15 protein-coding genes are annotated in these 18,306 nt (G+C 73.8%); 5 read left to right on the top strand and 10 right to left on the bottom strand.

Annotated elements, in window-relative coordinates:
* The first annotated feature begins 2 nt into the window (after window positions 1-2).
* Together IEY98_RS30475 and IEY98_RS30470 are read left to right on the top strand one after the other, a co-directional pair.
* A complete protein-coding gene (locus IEY98_RS30475; RefSeq protein ID WP_189214148.1) occupies window positions 3-587 on the top strand; it encodes a class I SAM-dependent methyltransferase in 585 nt (194 codons plus the stop codon).
* 28 nt (window positions 588-615) lie between these two features.
* On the top strand, window positions 616-2,595 hold the full coding sequence (locus IEY98_RS30470) for a carbamoyltransferase family protein (protein WP_189214147.1): 1,980 nt from the start codon (window positions 616-618) through the stop codon (window positions 2,593-2,595).
* 3 nt (window positions 2,596-2,598) lie between these two features.
* Here IEY98_RS30470 and IEY98_RS30465 read toward each other — a convergent pair whose 3' ends face one another.
* Complete coding sequence (locus IEY98_RS30465) at window positions 2,599-3,237, bottom strand: hypothetical protein (protein WP_189214146.1); 639 nt, start codon at window positions 3,235-3,237, stop codon at window positions 2,599-2,601.
* 272 nt (window positions 3,238-3,509) lie between these two features.
* Between IEY98_RS30465 and IEY98_RS30460 the strand changes: the two genes are divergently transcribed.
* From IEY98_RS30460 to IEY98_RS30450, 3 genes are all read left to right on the top strand, one after another.
* Window positions 3,510-4,373, top strand: a complete 864-nt coding sequence (locus IEY98_RS30460) for an SGNH/GDSL hydrolase family protein (protein ID WP_189214145.1) — start codon at window positions 3,510-3,512, stop codon at window positions 4,371-4,373.
* 105 nt (window positions 4,374-4,478) lie between these two features.
* Window positions 4,479-5,615, top strand: coding sequence for a helix-turn-helix domain-containing protein (locus tag IEY98_RS30455; RefSeq protein ID WP_229787776.1), 1,137 nt, complete (start codon window positions 4,479-4,481; stop codon window positions 5,613-5,615).
* A gap of 43 nt (window positions 5,616-5,658) precedes the next feature.
* Window positions 5,659-7,995 (top strand): LuxR C-terminal-related transcriptional regulator, encoded by a 2,337-nt coding sequence (locus tag IEY98_RS30450; RefSeq protein ID WP_229787774.1) that lies wholly within the window; start codon window positions 5,659-5,661, stop codon window positions 7,993-7,995.
* Here the strand turns inward: IEY98_RS30450 and IEY98_RS30445 are convergent.
* Genes IEY98_RS30445 through glpK form a run of 9 tightly spaced genes read right to left on the bottom strand, consistent with a single transcriptional unit; the run spans window position 7,917 to window position 18,138 of the window.
* Complete coding sequence (locus IEY98_RS30445) at window positions 7,917-9,563, bottom strand: carboxylesterase/lipase family protein (protein ID WP_189214142.1); 1,647 nt, start codon at window positions 9,561-9,563, stop codon at window positions 7,917-7,919. The two genes, IEY98_RS30450 and IEY98_RS30445, sit on opposite strands and share 79 nt — an antisense overlap.
* On the bottom strand, window positions 9,563-10,825 hold the full coding sequence (locus tag IEY98_RS30440) for an ABC transporter substrate-binding protein (protein ID WP_189214141.1): 1,263 nt from the start codon (window positions 10,823-10,825) through the stop codon (window positions 9,563-9,565). The genes IEY98_RS30445 and IEY98_RS30440 overlap by 1 nt, the downstream gene beginning before the upstream one ends.
* 5 nt (window positions 10,826-10,830) lie before the next feature.
* Window positions 10,831-11,832, bottom strand: a complete 1,002-nt coding sequence (locus IEY98_RS30435) for a branched-chain amino acid ABC transporter permease (RefSeq protein WP_189214140.1) — start codon at window positions 11,830-11,832, stop codon at window positions 10,831-10,833.
* Window positions 11,829-12,710, bottom strand: coding sequence for a branched-chain amino acid ABC transporter permease (locus tag IEY98_RS30430; RefSeq protein ID WP_189214139.1), 882 nt, complete (start codon window positions 12,708-12,710; stop codon window positions 11,829-11,831). Before IEY98_RS30430 ends, IEY98_RS30435 begins: the two co-directional genes overlap by 4 nt.
* Before the next feature lie 2 nt (window positions 12,711-12,712).
* A complete protein-coding gene (locus IEY98_RS30425; RefSeq protein WP_189214138.1) occupies window positions 12,713-13,438 on the bottom strand; it encodes an ABC transporter ATP-binding protein in 726 nt (241 codons plus the stop codon).
* Window positions 13,435-14,193, bottom strand: a complete 759-nt coding sequence (locus tag IEY98_RS30420) for an ABC transporter ATP-binding protein (RefSeq protein WP_189214137.1) — start codon at window positions 14,191-14,193, stop codon at window positions 13,435-13,437. Before IEY98_RS30420 ends, IEY98_RS30425 begins: the two co-directional genes overlap by 4 nt.
* A complete protein-coding gene (locus IEY98_RS30415) occupies window positions 14,187-15,029 on the bottom strand; it encodes an alpha/beta fold hydrolase (protein WP_268244620.1) in 843 nt (280 codons plus the stop codon). The genes IEY98_RS30420 and IEY98_RS30415 overlap by 7 nt, the downstream gene beginning before the upstream one ends.
* 35 nt (window positions 15,030-15,064) lie before the next feature.
* Entirely contained in the window at window positions 15,065-16,591 is a 1,527-nt protein-coding gene (locus tag IEY98_RS30410) for a glycerol-3-phosphate dehydrogenase/oxidase (protein ID WP_229787755.1), read from the bottom strand.
* 2 nt (window positions 16,592-16,593) lie between these two features.
* A complete protein-coding gene (gene glpK / locus IEY98_RS30405) occupies window positions 16,594-18,138 on the bottom strand; it encodes a glycerol kinase GlpK (protein ID WP_308425939.1) in 1,545 nt (514 codons plus the stop codon).
* Between the last annotated feature and the right edge of the window lie 168 nt (window positions 18,139-18,306).

Here is an 18,306-nt window from a genome sequence, read left to right as displayed (position 1 = left end):
CCGTGGTCTTCCTCGTCGAGTTCCTGCGGGATCCCCGCCGCACCGGGGCGGTGACGCCCAGTTCGCCGTGGTCCATCCGGTCGCTGCTGGATGAGGCGGAGGTGGCGGGCGCGCGGAGCGTGGTCGAGCTCGGCGCGGGGACGGGCGCGATCACCAGGGCGCTGCTCCAGCGGCTCCCGCCGGACGCCCGGGTCCTGTCGCTGGAGGTCAACCCCTCGTTCGTGGCCCGGCTGCGGCGCAGGCTGGCCGACGACCGGGTGTCGGTCGTGGCCGCGTCGGCCGCGGACCTGCGGGAGGTCCTGGCCGAGCACGGCATGGGGCGGGTCGACCGGGTCATCAGCGCGGTGCCGTGGACGACGATGCCCTCGGGCCTGCGGGCCGACATCGTCTCCGCCGTCGCCGACGTGGTGGCCGACGACGGCCGCTTCAGCACGCTCATGTGCAGGCACCGCGCCGCCACGGCCGGGGCCAGGTCCTTCGACCGGTTGCTGCGGTCGCGCTTCGGCACGGTCTGGCGCGGGCAGACGGTGTGGGCGGAGTTCCCGCCCATGTTCGCCTACCACTGCGAGCGGCCGCGGGGCCGGTAGCCGCCCGGTCCTCGGACGGGAGTGAGCCATGCTGGTACTCGGGATCACCTGCTCGCTGGCCCCGGCGGCCGACGACTTCATGGCCCGCCGGTGGGAGCTGCACTTCCACGACGCGGCGGCGGTGCTGCTGCGCGACGGCGAGGTCGTCGCGGGCGTGGAGCAGGAACGGCTCAACCGCGTCAAGCACACCACCGCGTTCGCCGGAGAGGCCATTCGCGTCTGCCTGGACGCGGCGGGCGCCAAGCCGGGCGACCTCGACCGGGTCGCGTTCTTCTTCGGCGAGGAGTACACCGACCGGGAGCTGTTCGAGCACTACGCCGACAACCCCGCGCTCCCGCTGGTGTGGAGCAGGCAGTTGCTCGCCACCCGGCTGCGGGAGGCCCTGGACGCCGACGTGCCCGACGACCGGCTCCAGTTCGTCGAGCACCACAGCGCGCACGCCTACTCCGCCTATCCGCAGTCCGGGTACGACGACGCGCTCGTCGTCGTCATGGACGGCGCGGGAGAGGACAGCGCCATCTCCGTCTACGACGCGCACGACGGCGCCATGCGGATGCTGACCAGCCACGCGATCAGCCGCTCGCTGGGCATGCTGTACCTGGCGGGCACCCGCCTGCTGGGCTACGGCCTCGGCGACGAGTACAAGGTGATGGGGCTGGCCCCGCACGGCGACCCGCGCACCTACCGCCGGGTCTTCCGGTCGCTGTACGACCTGCGCCCCGACGGCGACTTCGACCTCGACCACACGAGTCTGCGCCCCGCGTTCGCGGCCGCCGGGTTCCGGCCCCGCCGCCGCGGCGAGCCCTTCGACCGCCACCACCGCGACTTCGCCGCCGCGCTGCAGGAGACCGTGGAGACCATCGGCCACCACGTCATCGGCGCATGGCAGCGGGCGACCGGCCACCGCCGCCTGGCGCTGGCGGGCGGTGTCGCCCAGAACTGCACGATGAACGGCAGGCTGCTGCGCGGCGGGCTCTTCGACGACGTCTTCGTCCACCCCGCCGCCCACGACGCGGGCGCGGCGCTCGGCGCGGCGGTCAAGGCCAACGCCGACCTCTCGGGCGCCCTCCCCCGCTCCCGGCTGCGCCAGGTCTTCTGGGGCAGCCCGCTGCCCGAGGACCGCGACCTGGTCGCGCTGCTGGAGCGCTATCGGCCGTTCCTCACCGCGCGCCGCTCCACCGACGTGACCCGCGACGCGGCGGAGCTGCTGGCGGCGGACGCGGTGATCGGCTGGGTGCAGGGCCGCTCCGAGTTCGGCCCCCGCGCCCTGGGCAACCGCAGCATCCTCGCCGACCCGCGCCCGGCGGCCAACCGCGACCGGGTCAACCGGATGATCAAGCAGCGGGAGGGCTACCGCCCGTTCGCGCCGTCGGTGCAGGCCGAGCGCCTGCGCGACTACTTCGACTTCCCGGAGGGCGCGCGGACCCCCGACTTCATGGTCTTCGCGGTCCCGGTGCGGGAGGACAAGCGCGCCGAGCTCGGCGCGGTCACCCACGTCGACGGCAGCGCGCGCGTCCACGCCGTCGACAAGGCGGTGAACGAGCGCTATTGGCGCCTGCTGGACGAGTTCGCCCGCCGCACCGGGGTCCCCGTCCTGCTGAACACCTCGTTCAACAACCACGCCGAGCCCATCGTCGACTCCGCCGAAGACGCCATCCAGTGCTACCTCACCACGCAGTTGGACCACCTGGTGATCGGCGACCACATCGTGTCCACAACGGACTGGACCGACGCCGACCTCTGCGGGATGGCGCCCGCGCTCGTTCCGCTGGCCCGCCTGCGGACCGAGACGGAACCGGGAGGCGCCGCACGGCATGTCGTCGCCTTCGCCACCGCGGGCGGCAGGCAGCTGACCGTGGACGACGCCACCCTGCTCGTCCTGGCCCGCGCCGACGGCGCCCGCACCCTGCGTGACCTCGATGTCGAGCCGGGCTCGTCCACACTGGACCAGATCCGCGAGCTGTGGAGCGAGCGGTTCATCACTCTCCGCCCACCCGTGGCCGACTGAGGGCTACTCCTTCGTCACTTTGACCACCTTGAGCTGCAAAGCACGCGGCGGTCCGCTGTCCGTCGACGAGCAGTCGCCGACCTCGGTCTGGTAGCTGGCGCCGGGCGAGAGGTCGTCCACGCTCACCGGGGTCTCGCACACGCCGCCGCCCGTCACCTCGATCAGCACGGTGAACGAAGCGGCTTCGAGGCCCTTGTTGCGCAGCGTGACGGTGACGGCCGTGCCGTCGGTTCCCGCGTGCCGCTCGCCGAGGCGCACGTCGAGGTCGTTGTGCAGGATCTCGGCGGTGCGGTCGTCCGGGAAGGCGTTGGGCGAGGACTTGGGGGTGCCCGCGACGAGCATGATGACCGCGAGCCCGAGCGCGATCCCGCCCAGGATCGATCCCGCGACCGCCAGCGCGTTGCCTCGGCGGCGGCCGGTGGACCCGGCGATCCCCAGGGCGAGGCCGGGCAGGGCGAAGCCCAGCGCGAGGTAGGCGCGCGTGCCGGTGAGGGCGAACGGGGCCACCAGGAGCAGGCACCCGATGGCGCCGAGGACCACGGCCAGGACGCCGAGCCCCGCGCCCTTGGCGGGGTCGGACGGCGCGGCGGCCGGACCAGCGGCCGTCGGGGGATGCGCGGGTGGGTTGGCAGGGCCGCTCATCGTGGACAAACCCGACTCCCCTGGAGGTCGCTTCCGGCTTCCGATCGCGGCCGAACCTAGCACTGCCGCGACCGGCGCGGGCCCATGATCGACGAGGAAGTGGACCCGGCCTCGATTGTCGTGCCGATGACACAAACGGCCGCTCTGGTATTGGGTTCGACAGCGTTCCGGGTACCGCGTGTTGACAGGCGTGGAGGCCGGGGACAAGCTGGCGAGGCTTTACCTACTTTCAAGTAGGAATCCCTGCTGTCGCCGACGACACGGAGAGTCCCTTGCCCCGACGCCTGATCGCCATCGCCGCCGCCGCCGCCACGGCCGCAGGGACCGTGGCGCTGTCCTCCGCCGGTCCCGCCCAGGGCGCCGACCCCATCGACTATGCCGCACTCGGCGACTCCTACAGCGCGGCCTCCGGCGTCATGCCGACCGCGCCGGGATCGCCCGCCCAGTGCCTGCGCTCCGCCCTCAACTACCCGAACGTGATCGCCGAGCGGACCGGGGCCAGGCTCACCGACGTGACGTGCGGGGCGGCCCAGACCAAGGACTTCACCGCCGCCCAGTACCCGGGCATCCGGCCGCAGGTGGACGCCCTCAGCGCCGACACCGACGTGGTGACCCTGACCATCGGCGGCAACGACAGCGGCATCTTCATCCGCGCGGCGCTCACCTGCTCGATCGCCGGGTTCTTCACCGGCGGCATGGGCAGCCCGTGCAAGGACCAGAACGGGAGCTCGTTCGAGGACACCGTCCGCGACAAGACCTACCCGGACCTGGTCGACGCGCTCCGGGCGGTCCGGGCGAAGGCGCCGAACGCCGAGATCGCCGTCCTGGGCTACCCGTGGATCGTCCCGGCCACCGGCGGCTGCTTCGACAAGATCACCATCGCCGCAGGCGACATCCCCTACATGCGCTCGCTGCAGGCCACGCTGAACGACGCCGTCGGCCGCGCGGCGGCCGAGACCGGGGCGACCTACGTCGACCTCAACGGGCTCTCCGACGGGCATGACGTCTGCCAGCCCCCGGGCGTCCGCTGGATCGAGCCGCCCATCGGCGCCCAGAACTCGATCTTCGCCCATCCCAACGCGCTGGGCGAGCGCGAGATGGCGGCCGCCGCGATGGCCGCTCTCGACCTCGGCTGACCCCTGCGCGAGAGCTTTACGTAGTTCTGCTGATGGCGCGGATCGCGCGTCGCCGACGACTCTTGCCGGTACCCCGGGCTTCGAGGAGGAGGCGCAGTGACGGCGATGCGGCGGGATGTCGCGGTGGGCGAGGCCCTCCGGCTGTCCGTGGCGGAGGTGGCGGCCGAGGTCACCGTCCGGATCCGGCGGGAGCTGCCGGTGCTGGGCGCGGCCCGGTACCTCGACCCGCTGGTCGAGGGCCTGGTCGGGCAGTTCATCGACCCGAGCGGCGCCGCGGCGGACGAGGTCGTGTCGAGGGGGCGGGACGCGGGCGCGCGGGAGGCCCGGGAGGGCCGCGGGCCGGAGGTGCTGCACGCGGCCGTGCGGCTGGGCACGGGGATCGCGATCGCGCGGCTGGCCGAGCACGCGCGGCGGCTGGGCCTCGGCGACGAGATCGGCGCGGTCGGGCGGATGGCGCAGACCGCGTTCGCCCACACCGAGCGGCTCGTCGAGGCCGTCACCGAGGGGCACGCGGGCGTCGGCGCGCTCGACGGCCGGGGGCGGGACCGGCGGATCCTCGTCGACCTGCTGCTGCGCCCCGAGCCGGGGGCCGCCGAGATCAGGGCTGCGGCGCGCGCGGCAGGCTGGCCGGTGCCCGCGGGCGTGGCCGTGGTCGCCGTGCGGCCCGGCGGCCCGGCCGTGCCCCGCGGGCTGCCGCACGACACGCTGCCCGCCCTGCACCTGGACGAGCCGTGCCTGGTCATGCCGGACCCCGACGGCCCCGGCAGGCGCGGCGGGCTGGCGGCGAGCCTGCGCGGCTGGGCGGCGGCGATCGGGCCGACGGTCGGCGTCACCGACGCCGCGCGGTCGCTGCGCTGGGCGCGCCGCGCGCTGCGCCTGGTCGGACGCGTCGACGCGGGCCGCTCCCCCGTCCGGGCCACCGACCACCTGCCCCGGCTCATGACGTCCTGGGGCGCCGAGCTGGTCGACTACGCCGCCGCCGACCGCCTCGCGCCGCTGGCCGCCGTCCGCGCCCCGCTGCGCGCGGACCTGGAGGCGACCCTGCTGGCCCTGCTGGAGTGCCACTTCCGGGCGAACGCCGCCGCCGAGCGGCTGCACGTGCACCCGCAGACCGTCCGCTACCGCCTGCGGAAGATCGAGGCGCTGTTCGGCGACGGGCTCTACGACCCGCGCATCCAGCTCGACCTGCACCTGCTGCTGCACGCCCGCCTGGCGGACCGCCACGGCCACCACGGCGAGTGATTGTTTGGTCACGCTCATCACCTTGAGTTACGGTGGCGTCGTGATGGACGTGCCGCGCGCCACCACCGGCTACGTCGGCAGGCGGCGGGAGTCCTCGGCCGTCCGGGCGGCCCTGCGGCCCGGCTGCCTGGTGACCCTGACCGGTCCGGGCGGCGTCGGCAAGACCCGGCTGGCCACCGCCGTCGCGAGCCAGGCCTGCCGCGAGTTCGCCGACGGCGTGGTGTTCGTCGACCTCACCGAACTCGGCGACGGCGCGCTGCTGCCGGATCTCGTCGCCACCCGGCTGGGCCTGCACAACCGCATGGGCCAGCCCGACGCCGTGGTGACCGCCCTGCGGGAGCGGGCGCTGCTGCTGGTGCTGGACAACTGCGAGCACGTGGTGGACGCCGCCGCGGCGTTCGCCGCCGCCGTCCTCGCCGCCTGCCCCCGGGTCGCGATCCTGGCCACCAGCAGGCAGACCCTCGGGGCCGCCGGGGAACAGGTACTGCGGGTCCCGCCGCTGGCGGTGCCCGCCGACGACGTGGCGGCGTCGCCGGACGCCCTCCTCCGCTACGACGCGGTGGCCCTGCTCGTGCAGCGCGCCTGCGCCGTGCTGCCGGACTTCGAGCTGACCGCCGAGAACAGCGCGGCCGTGCTGGACATCTGCAGGCACCTCGACGGTCTGCCGCTGGCGATCGAGCTCGCTGCCGCCCGGCTGCGCTCGCTGTCGCCGCACCAGATCGCCGACCGCCTCACCCGGCGGCTGCCCGCCCTCGCCGCCGCCCCGCGCACCGCGCCCGAGCGCCAGCGCACCCTGCGCGCCACCATCGACTGGAGCTTCGCGCTGTGCTCCCCGGCCGAGCAGACGCTCTGGCTGCGGGCGTCGGTCTTCGCGGGCAGCTTCGACCTGAGCGCGGCCGAGCGGGTATGCGCGGGTCCCGACCTTCCCGTCGACGACGTCCTGGACACCGTCGAGGGGCTGATCGACAAGTCCGTCCTCATCCGCGAGGACCACGGCGACATCGTCCGCTACCGGATGCTGGAGACGCTGCGCGAACACGGCCGGGAACTGCTCGACGCCAGCGGCGACCGGGCCAGGGTCCGCCGCCTGCACCGCGACTGGATCGATGAGCTGACCGCGGCCGCGGACGCGAACTGGGCCGGGAACGAGCAGGTCGGCTGGATCACCCGGCTGCGGCGGGAGCAGGCGAACCTGCGCGCCGCGCTCGACTGGTCGATCTCCGAGCCCGGGGAGGCGGGCGCCGCCCTGCGGATCGCGTCCCGGCTGGACGAGTACTGGATGTTCTTCGGCCACAGCGTGGAGTGCCGCCAGTGGCTGGAGCGGGCGCTGGCCGCGACCCCGGACGACCACCCCGACCGCCCGAGGGCGCTGGCGGTGTGCGCGCTGCACGCGGTCTGGCACCTCGACCTCGACGCCGCCGAGCTCCTGCTCGCCGACGCCGAACCGGCAGCGGCGGACGACGAGCTGTTCGGCGCGTTCCTCACCTACGTGCGCGCCCTCGCCGCGCAGATCAGGACGGACACCCGGGCCGCCGACCTCGCCGGGGAGGCCGCCGCGGTGTTCCGCGCGCACGGCGACGTGCGGCGGGAGCTGCACCCGCTGTGGATCCACGGCGTCTCCACCGGCTACCGCAAGGGAGACGTGGCGGAGGGCAGGCGCTCGCTGCGCCGCATGCTCGACCTCTGCGTGTCGCACGGCGAGACCCGCTACCGGGCGATGGCCCAGTTCGGCCTTGCCTACCTGGAGGTCGAGCGCGGCGACGTGCTGGTGGCCGAGGACCTCGCCCGGCAGTCGCTGCGCAGCCTGGTGGGCATCGGCGAGGGCTCGGGCACCGCGTACCTGCTCGACGCGCTGGCCTGGATCGCCGACCGCAAGGGCGAGCACGAGCGCGCCGCCGTCCTGTTCGGGGCGGCGGCACGGGTCTGGGCGGCGATCGGGTCGGCCCCGGAGATCGCGGTGTCCGGGCCGCACCGCGCCCACAAGGCCGACACCATGGCCGCCCTCGGCGCCGAGCGGTTCGCCCGCGCGCACGCCGAGGGCCGGGCGATGGGCGCCGACGAGGTGGCCCGGTTCGCCCTCGGCGAGACCGAGCCCCCCACCGACGCCTGGCCGGGCGTGCTGACCAGGCGCCAGTGGGAGATCGCCGGACTCGTCGCCGCGGGGATGTCGAACCGGCACATCGCCACCCGGCTGGTGATCTCCCAGCGCACCGCCGACACCCACGTGCAGAACATCCTGAACAAGCTCGGTCTTCACAACCGTGCCCAGATCGCTGTCTGGTTCACCGAGACGGCCAACGCTCAGTCCACAGCGGACCAGAAGCCGCAGCGGTGGGCGGCGGGGAAGTCCGCGACCCGGCCGGGCGTGGGCGGCGCGTAGGAGAGCATGTGCGGCCGCGCGGCGGTGTACGCGGGCCACACGGCGGCGCTCGCTGGCCGTCCGGTGGTGGCGAAGGCGGTCCAGTGCCCGCGCATGGTGGCGGCGAGCCGTTCCTGCTCGGCGGTGAGCCGCGCGGGGAACGCCGCGTTGCCGATCCCGAACAGGTACTGCAGCTCCGAGGCGTGCGACGCGCCGTAGGGGAACGACACCGGCGGCAGGTAGAGCTGCGGCGCCTCCCGATCGGCGAACTCGTAGGCGTAGGTCGGCACCCACCGCGACAGCCAGCCGTCGAGTTCCAGGGCGGGGCAGGCGAAGGTGGCGTCGGTCGCCGCGGCGGCGAGCGCGGCGGCCGGGTTGGGGTAGTCGGCCAGCGGATAGAGCTGGGCCGCCCGCTTCGCCGTCTCCGCGGGGACACCGGTCATGGCGCTGATCTCGGCCACCAGGTTCTCCGCCGTCACCCGCCGCCCCACCATGTCGTAGTTCGTCGCGACGAAGAACGTGGACTCGTCGCTCGTGCTCCCGTTGACGACCGGGACCCGGTTGAACTCCCCGGAGCGGAACGCCTTGTCCAGGGAGGTGGGCAGGACGGCGCCGTCGGTCTGCAGGAAGCCGATCGGCTGCTGCTTGGCCAGCAGCGCCGACGCGGGCAGGGAGCGCAGGCACTCGGCGGTCTGGTCGGGGCAGCCCGCCGCTGCGCTGAGCGCGCCGCCGTCGGCCTTGGCGTCGGCGAGCGACTGGAGCCGCAGGTTGTAGGCGCCGCTCTGGTTGACCGCCGCGGAGAACAGGCCCGCCGAGCCGGGCGAGGCCAGGTGCGCCAGCACGCTCAGCCCGCCCGCCGACTCGCCGAAGATCGTCACCCGGTCCGGGCTCCCGCCGAAGCTGCCGATGTTGCGCTGGACCCAGCGCAGGGCGGCCTGTTGGTCCATGAGCCCGTAGTTGCCCGCCGAGCCGTCGGCCGCCGCCAGCGCGGGGTGGGCCAGGAACCCCAGCGCCCCGAGCCGGTAGTTGATCGTGACGACGACCGTGCCGTTCTCCACCAGCGCGGTCGGGTCGTAGTTGCCGCCCATGCCGGAGGTGAGCGCGCCACCGTGGATGTAGACCATCACGGGAAGGCGGTCCCGCCCGCGCGCCGCGCCCTTCGGGGTGTGGACGTTGAGGAAGAGGCAGTCCTCGGACGTGGCCGCGGTCGTGTTCTGCGGGCAGCGCGGCGAGAGCCGGGTCGCCTCGCGCACGCCCTGCCAGCGGGCCACCGGGCCTGGCGGTCGCCACCGCAGCTCGCCGACCGGCGGTGCCGCGTACGGGATGCCGAGGAACCGGTCGGTGGTCCCGGAGGTCGCGCCGCGCAGGACCCCCGCGTCGGTGACCACGACCGGACCGCGGCCGGGCCCCGCCGCGGCGGCGCCGTCGCTGGCCGCAGACGGACCGCGATCAAGTTCGGCCGCGGCGGCCCCGCCCCGGTCGCTGGGCGCGGACGGGCCGGGGTCGGGCTGGCCCGCGGCGGCGGTGCCGCCCATGATGCCGCCGAGCGCGACGGCGGTGAGCGCGACCGCGAGTCGTCTGGTCCTCATCAGCCCGCCTTCCTGGTGTCGATGGGCTCGCCGAACAGGTTCCAGCGCTCGCCCTGGAACCGCTGCAGTTGCAGGGTCTCGATCGGGTAGCCGTCCTGCGGGCCGGTGTTCATGGTGACGCCGGGCAGCAGCAGGTCCGAGCGGACGTCGCTCAGCCCGCGGACGGCGGCCATCAGGCCCTCCCGCGTCGGGCACTGCATCGCGGCGAGCGCCTTCTCCATCGCGCCCGCGGAGGCCCAGCCCAGGCTGTAGAAGGCGTTCTTGGTGTCCAGCCCCGGCGCGTACTGGGCCATCTTCGCCTCGTACAGCGCCATCTCCGGGTCGTCCGCCCACTGTGGATCGGACGGGTCCTTGAGGAATGCGGCGGAGACGATGTTCTGCACCTTGTCGAAGCCGACCGGCTTGAGGACGGTGTTCGACGACGCCACGTTGTTGATGATGTGCAGCGGGTTCCACGCGGTGTTCGCCGCGTCGGCGGCCAGCGCCTGCGAGCCGAACTTGGGCGTGGTGATGTTCAGGAACACGTCGGCGCCCGACCCGGCGAGGTTGCGCATCTGCGGGTCGACGCTCGGGTCGGTGGCCTCGTAGGTCTGCTCGGCGACCACCGTGACGCCGCTGCCCGCGATCTCCTCGACGAAGCCCGTGCGCAGGTCCTTCCCGTAGTCGTCGTTCTGGTAGAGGATCGCGACCTTGGCCGAGGGCCGCTCCCGCTCGAGGTACTGGCCGTAGATCCGGCCCTCGGACAGGTAGCTGGGCTGCCAGCCGATCGTCCACGGGTGCTTCACCGGGTCCGCGCCCCACTTCGACGCCCCGCTGGAGACGAACACCTGCGGCACCTGCCGCTGGTTGGCGTACTCCATGACCGCCGACGACGTGGGCGTGCCGAGGGTCTGGAACAGGGCGAAGACGTTGTCCTGCTCGTTGAGCCTGCGGGCCTCCTCGACGGACTTGGGCGGCTGGTAGCCGTCGTCGCGGACGATGTATTCGATCTTGCGGCCGTTGACGCCGCCCTTCTCCGCGTTGAGGTAGTCGAAGTAGGCCTTGACCCCCTTGGGGATCTCGCCGTACGCGGACGTGGGGCCGGACAGCGGGTAGATGCCGCCGAGCTTGACCGCGTCGTCGGTGATCCCGGTGGTCTGCTGCCCCTGGCAGGTGCCGTCGCCCGCGGTGGTCGCCCCGTCCTCGCCGCGCCCGCCGCAGGCCGAGGCCGCGACCAGGGCGGCCGCGGTGACGGCGGCCAGTCGGATCGTTCTGGTGCGCATGGTGCTCACTTCTTCCGTAGGGCTTGGTCGAGGAAACGGCCGCCGCGGCCTGCCAGCCCGGCGAGACCGCGGGGGGCGACGTACATGATCAGGATGATCACGACGCCGAACACGACGCCGGGGGCCGCCTGGTTGACGTCCTGGGCCAGCGTCGGGACGAACAGCACGAACGCGCCGCCGAGCAGCGGGCCGAAGGTCGAGCCCAGCCCGCCGACGACGATCCCGGCGAGCAGCAGGATGGACAGGTTGACGGTGAAGGAGTCCGGCGAGACGAAGGCGATCACCCAGGTGTTCACCGCGCCTGCGGCGCCCGCGAGCATGGCGCTCCACGCGAACGCGAGCGTCTTGTACCGGGCCAGCCGCACGCCCATGACCTCGGCGGCGATCTCGTTGTCCCGCACGGCGTGCAGGGCACGGCCCACCCGGGAGCGCAGCAGGGACCACACGGCGAGTCCCGCCGCGGTGGCCACGGCCAGCGCGAGGAAGTACAGCCACTGGTCCTCGGCCAGCCCCGTCCACGACGGCGGCTCCGGCCGCGACAGGGTCAGGCCCATCGATCCGCCGGTGACCGACTCGAACCGCTTGAGCAGCGGCACCAGGAAGATCGCGATGGTCATCGTGACCAGCGCCAGGTACAGCCCGCGCAGCCGCAGCGCCGGGACGCCGAGGCCGAACCCGAGCGCGAACGTCACCGCCATGGCGGCGGGCAGCGTCAGCACGTGCGGTGTGTCCCAGCGGTCGAGCATGACCGCCGCGGTGTAGGCGCCGATGGCGAAGAAGCCGCCGTGCCCGAGCGAGATCTGCCCGGCGTGCCCGACCAGCAGGTTCAGCCCGAGCAGCGCCACTGCGTACACCAGCACCATCGTCAGCTGGAAGACCCGGAACGGCTCCAGTTGGAACGGCGCGACGCAGGCCGCGACGGCGACCAGGGCGACGGCCAGCCTGCGGAGCGCCGTGGCGCTGGGAACGGCCAGCCTGGCCGTGCGGGGGATGTCGACGTCGCTCATGCCCGCTCCACCGCCGCGCGTCCGAAGAGGCCCTGCGGGCGGAACAGCAGGACCCCGATGATGACGGCCAGCGGCACCCCGATCTTCAGGTCGGAGCCGATCACGCCGACGTACGCCCCGGCGAGGGTCTCGGCGATGCCGACGACCAGCCCGCCGACCACGGCGCCCACCGGGCTGTCGAACCCGCCCAGCGTGGCCGCGGCGAAGGCGTAGATCAGGACCCCGCCCATCATGGTGGGCTCGAGGAACAGCACCGGCGCGACGAGCACGCCGGACACGGCCCCGACCAGGGCGGCCAGGCCCCAGCCCAGCGCGAGCACGCCGCTCACCCGGATGCCGAGCAGCCGCGCGGACGCCGGGTTGCTCGCCACCGCGCGCATCGCCAGCCCGATCTTGGTGTAGCGGAACAGGATGTAGAGCAGCCCCATGACGACCGCGACCACGCCGAGGACGCCGAGGGTCGAGTAGCTGAGGTGGACCCCGCCCGCGTCGAGCGCGCCGCCGGGGAACGGGCTGGGGAAGTCCTTGATCAGGAACGACCAGATCCAGCCCGCCGCCGCGTTGACCAGGATGAACAGCCCGAGGGTGACGATCACCAGCGCCAGCTCGGGCGCGCCCTCGACCGGCCGGATGACGACGCGCTCGATGAGCATGCCGCCGCCGAACGCGATCGCCAGCGTGGCCCCGAGCGCGAGCCAGAACGGCACGCCCGCCTGGACCAGCTGCCAGGCGATGAACGTGGCGAACATGGCCATCTCGCCCTGGGCGAAGTTCACGATGCCGGTGAACCGGTAGATGAGCACCAGGGCCAGCGCGAGGCTGGCGTAGATCGCGCCCGCGCCGAGGCCCTCGACCAGTTGTTGGATGAAGTCGGCCACGGCTATCCCTCGATCCCGAGGTAGGCCCTGGCCACCTGCGCGTCGGCGCGGATGTCGGCGGCGGCGCCGGAGAGCACGACGCGCCCGGTCTCCAGGACGTGCGCCCGGTGGGCGAACTCCAGGGTGAGGTGCGCGTTCTGCTCGACGAGGATCACGGTGGTGCGCTCCCGTTCGTTGACGGCGCGGACGATCTGGAACAGCTCGCGGGTGACCAGCGGGGCCAGGCCGAGCGACGGCTCGTCGAGCAGGATCAGCCGAGGGCGCGACATCAGCGCCCGCCCGATGGCGACCATCTGCTGCTCGCCGCCGCTGAGGCTGCCCGCCGCCTGCGCCCGCCGCTCCCGCAGGACGGGGAAGTAGTCGTAGACGCGCTCGATGTCCTCGGCGACGGCGGCGCGGTCGCGGCGGGTGTACGCGCCGAGGCGCAGGTTCTCCGCCACGCTCAGCGGCGCGAAGGTGCCGCGCCCCTCGGGGACGTGGGCCACGCCCATCCGCGCCACCGACTCCGGCCTGCGCCTCGGCAGCGCGACGCCGTCCAGCCGCAGGACGCCCTCGGTGCGGATCATCCCGCACAGCGCGCGGAGCAGGGTGGTCTTGCCCGCGCCGTTGGGTCCGAGGACCGCGCAGATCTCCCCCTCGGCGACGTCGAACCCGATGCCGTGCAGGACCTTCCCGGCGCCGTACCCGGCGTGGAGGTCCTCGACGGTGAGGAAGGCGTGCGCGCTCATGCCGCCGCTCCCAGGTAGGCGTCCCGGACGGCCTGGTCGTTCTGCACCTCGGCAGGCGTGCCGTCGGCGATCTTGCTGCCGAACTCCAGGCACACCACGCGGTCGCAGATCCCCATGACGAATCCCATGTGGTGCTCCACGACGATGACGGTCAGCTCCCGCTCCTCGCGCAACGCGCGCAGCAGCGCGGCGAACTCGTCGACCTCGCCGTGGCTGAGGCCGTTGCACGGCTCGTCGAGCAGCAGCAGCCGGGGCCGCGCGGCCAGCGCGCGGGCCAGCTCGATCCGCTTGAGCGTGCCGAACGGCAGCCCGGCGGCCGGGTGGTCGGCGACGGCGGCGAGGTCGAGCCGGTCGAGCAGGGCGTCGGCCTCGGCGCGCAGCGCCGCCTCCTCCCTGCGCACGGACGGCAGCCGCAGCGCCGCCGACAGGAAGCCCGCCTTGGCGTGGCGGTGCGCGCCGACGAGCACGTTGTCGCGCACCGACAGCTCCGGGAACAGGCCCAGGTTCTGGAAGGTCCGCGCGATGCCCATCGCCACGATCGCGTGCGGGGCGACGGCGAGCAGGTCGGCCCCGTCCCAGCGGACGGTCCCCTCGTCGGCCTGGTAGCGGCGGGTCAGGCAGTTGAACAGCGTGGTCTTGCCCGCGCCGTTGGGCCCGATGAGCCCGACCATGTCGCCCGGGCGCACGGTGAACCCGACGTGGTCGAGCGCGGTGATGCCGCCGAACCGCACGGTGAGGCCGGATACCTCTAGCATGTGTTCTCCAGCGGGGGACTCATCTCGGAACTCCTTCGGTCGGTCACGCGGGTCAGCCAGCCGATGAGGTCGGCGGTGATCTCCGCGCTGTTGGTCTCGTAGAGCAGTTGGTGGCGGGCCGCCCGGTAGGTGCGGTAGGTGATGTCGACCAGGCCCGCCGCGCGGTACCGGCGGACGAGCAGGTCGCTGAGCGCCAGCCCGTCGTTGAGCGGGTCGCGGTCGCCCACCACCACGTAGAGCGGCAGCCCCGGCGGCACGCCCCGGGGTCGGGCGAGCCGGGGCGCGGCGGCGTGCATGTCGCGCAGCCCCGCGCCGTCGAGCGGGAACGCGCAGCGCGGGTCGGCCAGGAACGCGTCGACGAAGGCGTCGTCGCGGCTGAGCCAGTCGTAGCGGGTGCGCGTGGGCTGGAAGCGCGCGTTGTAGTAGTCGAGCCGGTCGGGCTCGCGGGCGAGCCGGTCGAGCAGCCCGTCCAGCGCGGTGGTGCCCGCGAGGACCGCGCCGTCCAGCAGGTGGCCGTGGTCCAGCATGAGCTGCTGCACCGCGTACGAGCCCATGCTGTGTCCCATCAGGACGAGCGGCAGGCCGGGGTGGCGCTCTCGCAGCAGCTCGGCCAGCACCCGCAGGTCGTCGACCAGGCGGTTCCACCCGTCGTCGCCGAGGTGGCCCGGACCGTCCGTCATGGACAGTCCGTGGCCGCGCAGGTCGTGGGCGTAGACGGCGAGGCCGTGGCGGCTCAGGGTCGTGGCGAGACCGTCGTAGAGGTCCGCGTGCTCACCCATGCCGTGCGAGAGGTGGACTACGCCGCGAAGCTCCCCTGTGTGCGGCCATGAGCGCACACGCAGGCGCAGCCCGTCGGCCGCGGTGAAGCCGTTCACCGGTCCCCCAGCAGCGCGTCGACCCGGTCCCGCACCTCGGGGGTGTCGAGGCCGCGCAGGGTGAGAGTGGTGCGGCGGCGCAGCACGTCCTCCGGGGTCGCCGCCCACTCGTGGTCGCGGGCGTAGACGACCTGGGCCCAGATGTCGGGCCCGTCCGGGTGGACCGGGGCGGCCAGCGCGGGGTCGGCCCGGATGAGGTCGGCGAGGTCGAGGGCGAGCGTGCCGTAGTGGGTGGCCAGGTGCGCGGCGATCCGCTGGTCCATCGGCTCGCCGCTCGACCGGTCGGCCACCAGGCGGTGGGCGACCGCGGCGGGGGCGGCGACGCCGGGCAGCGGCGTGGTCGGCAGGGTCCGCGCGCCGAGGCCGAGCCGGTCCAGCACCATCCGGCCGATGTGCCGGTAGGTGGTCCACTTGCCGCCCGCGATGGAGAGCATGCCGCCGCGGCCCTCGGTGATCACGGTCTCCCGCTTGGCGGTGGCCACCGCGCCCGGGCCGCCGGGCAGCACGCGCAGCCCGGCGAAGGCGCAGGTGACGTCGTCGCGGCGGAGTCCGCCCACCGCCTGCCCCACCTCGTCGAGGATCGTCGTGATGTCGGCGTCGGTGGCGCGCACGTCGGCGGGGTCGCCGTCGTAGGCCTCATCGGTGGTGCCGAGCAGCAGGTGGTCCTCCCAGGGGATGGCGAACGTGACGCGGTACTTGTCGACGGGCGCGGTGACCGCCGCCTGCCACGGCGCTCGCCGCTTGAGCACGACGTGCGCGCCCTTGGACAGCCGCACGGTCGGGGCGGCGGCGGGGTCCTCCAGCGCGCGGACCCGGTCGACCCACGGGCCGGTCGCGTTGAGCACCAGCCGGGCGTCGATCCCGAACTCCGTGCCGTCCACGCCGTCGCGCACCTCGGCGCCGACCACCCGGCCCTGGCTGGTGCGCAGGGCGGCGACGGCGGCGTGGTTGAGCACGACCGCCCCGGCGGCGACCGCGGCGCGGACGGTCATGATCGCCACGCGGCTGTCGTTCATCTGGTGGTCGGTGTAGACCGCGGCGGCCCGCAGGCCGTCGGCGCGCAACGCGGGCACCTGCCGCAGCGCCTCCGTCCGGCTGATGACGCGGCCGAGACCGTCGCCGAAGGCCGACAGGGCGGAGTAGAGGAACACCCCGGCGCCGAGCTTGGCCGCGCCGTGCGGGCCGTCGCCGTAGACGGGGACGATGAACCGGCGCGGGGTCACCAGGTGCGGGGCGATCTCGGCGGCGAGGGCGCGCCGCTCCCGGTGGTTCTCCGCGACCAGGCGGATGTTGCCGGTCTGCAGGTAGCGCAGTCCACCGTGGACGAGCTTGGTCGACGCGCTGGACGTCGCGCCCGCGAAGTCCCCGGCGTCGACCAGCGCGACCCGCAGCCCGGCCTGGGCCGCCGTCCACGCCGCGGCGATGCCGACGATGCCGCCGCCGATGACCAGCAGGTCGAACGTGCCCCGCCGCAGCTCGTCGCGGGTGGCGACGCGGTGTGTCGCCGTCGCTTTCCCCACCACGGCTACCTCCCCTCGATCGCGTCGTCGGCGTCGAGCCAGCCCTTGGCCAGCTCGACCGCCTTGCGGTACTTGCGGAACTTCCGGTCGCGGAACCCGCCGCCCGGTTCGGGCCGCCACCGGGTCTCCCGCGTCCCGCACGCGCGCAGCTCGTCCAGGTCCGCCCAGACCCCGGCGGCCAGCCCGGCGGCGAAGGCAGCGCCCACGGCGGTGGTCTCGGCGACCTCGGGCCGGACGACCTCGACGTCGAGCACGTCCGCGAGGGTCTGCATGAGCAGGCCGTTGGCGGTCATCCCGCCGTCGACGCGCAGCGATCCCAGCGCGAGCCCGGAGTCCAGCGCCATGGCGTCCACGACCTCGCGGGTCTGGTACGCGGTCGCCTCCAGCGCGGCGCGGGCCAGGTGCCCGCTGCCCGCGTAGCCGGTGAGGCCGATCAGCAGGCCGCGCGCGTCCGGGCTCCAGTGCGGGGCGAACAGGCCGGAGAACGCGGGCACCAGGTAGAGCCCGCCGTTGTCGGGGACCGAGCGGGCCAGGGCCTCGATCTCGCCCGCGCTGGCGATGAGGCCGAAGCGGTCCCGCAGCCACTGGGTGAGCGAGCCGGTGTTGGCGATCGCCCCCTCCAGCGCGTAGACGGGCGCCTCGCCCGCGAGCTGGAAGCCGACGGTCGTCAGCAGGCCGTGCTCGGAGGGCACCGGGTCGTGGCCGGTGTTGAGCAGCAGGAACGCGCCGGTCCCGTAGGTGGACTTGGCATCGCCCTCGGCGAAGCAGGTCTGCCCGAACAGCGCGGCCTGCTGGTCGCCCAGCGCCGCGGCGATCGGGACGCCGTCGAGCACGCCGCGCGCGGTGCCGTAGACCTGGGCGGAGGGGCGGATCTCCGGCAGCAGCGAGCGCGGGATCGCCATGGCATCGAGGATCGCGTCGTCCCAGTCCAGCGTCCGCAGGTCCATCAGCAGCGTGCGGCTGGCGTTGGTGACGTCGGTGACGTGCAGCGCGCCGCCGGTGAGGTTCCAGATGAGCCAGGTGTCGAGCGTGCCGAACAGCAGCTCGCCGCGCTCGGCGCGCTCTCGGACGCCGGGCACGTTGTCGAGCAGCCAGCGGATCTTGGGTCCGGAGAAGTAGGACGCCAGCGGCAGGCCGGTCGCCGACCGGAAGCGGTCGCGGCCGTGGTCGGCGGCCAGGTCGGCGCAGAGCGCCTCGGTCCGGGTGTCCTGCCAGACCAGCGCGTTGTGCACCGGACGCCCGGACGCCCTGTCCCACACGACGGTGGTCTCCCGCTGGTTGGTGATCCCGACCGCCGCCAGGTCGCCGGGCGCGACGCCCGCGGCCCGCAGCGCGCCCGCCACGACCTCCTGCGTCCGCGCCCAGATCTGGGCAGCGTCGTGCTCCACCCATCCCGGCCTGGGGAAGATCTGCGTGTGCTCCCGCTGATCGGCGCCGAGCACCCGGCCCGCGACGTCGAACACCATGCAGCGGGTCGAGGTCGTGCCCTGGTCGACAGCCGCGACGAGGCGCTGCGCCATGTGGTCCCCCTCCTCGTTCGGACTGGTCACGGCCGAAGACAGTAGGAAAGGAAAAGGCGGGGCACTACGAAACGCGGGATAACGTTCCCGGCTGGCGTTATCACCAGCGGATAACCGATTCCGGGATCACCGACGTAGGGTGATGACCCCCATTCGGGAAACGAAATCCCCGCAGCACTCCTCCCGTGGAGGTTCATC

Source organism: Actinokineospora fastidiosa, from assembly GCF_014648415.1.
Lineage (GTDB): Bacteria > Actinomycetota > Actinomycetes > Mycobacteriales > Pseudonocardiaceae > Actinokineospora > Actinokineospora fastidiosa.
This window is presented reverse-complemented; position numbering and strand designations above follow the sequence as displayed.

Bases quoted from the DNA above. Each gene is read 5' to 3' on its own strand.
- IEY98_RS30470 (WP_189214147.1), top strand. From the start codon at position 616: ATGCTGGTACTCGGGATCACCTGCTCGCTGGCCCCGGCGGCCGACGAC.
- IEY98_RS30465 (WP_189214146.1), bottom strand. From the start codon at position 3,237: ATGAGCGGCCCTGCCAACCCACCCGCGCATCCCCCGACGGCCGCTGGT.
- IEY98_RS30455 (WP_229787776.1), top strand. From the start codon at position 4,479: ATGCGGCGGGATGTCGCGGTGGGCGAGGCCCTCCGGCTGTCCGTGGCG.
- IEY98_RS30450 (WP_229787774.1), top strand. From the start codon at position 5,659: ATGGACGTGCCGCGCGCCACCACCGGCTACGTCGGCAGGCGGCGGGAG.
- IEY98_RS30445 (WP_189214142.1), bottom strand. From the start codon at position 9,563: ATGAGGACCAGACGACTCGCGGTCGCGCTCACCGCCGTCGCGCTCGGC.
- IEY98_RS30440 (WP_189214141.1), bottom strand. From the start codon at position 10,825: ATGCGCACCAGAACGATCCGACTGGCCGCCGTCACCGCGGCCGCCCTG.
- IEY98_RS30435 (WP_189214140.1), bottom strand. From the start codon at position 11,832: ATGAGCGACGTCGACATCCCCCGCACGGCCAGGCTGGCCGTTCCCAGC.
- IEY98_RS30425 (WP_189214138.1), bottom strand. From the start codon at position 13,438: ATGAGCGCGCACGCCTTCCTCACCGTCGAGGACCTCCACGCCGGGTAC.
- IEY98_RS30420 (WP_189214137.1), bottom strand. From the start codon at position 14,193: ATGCTAGAGGTATCCGGCCTCACCGTGCGGTTCGGCGGCATCACCGCG.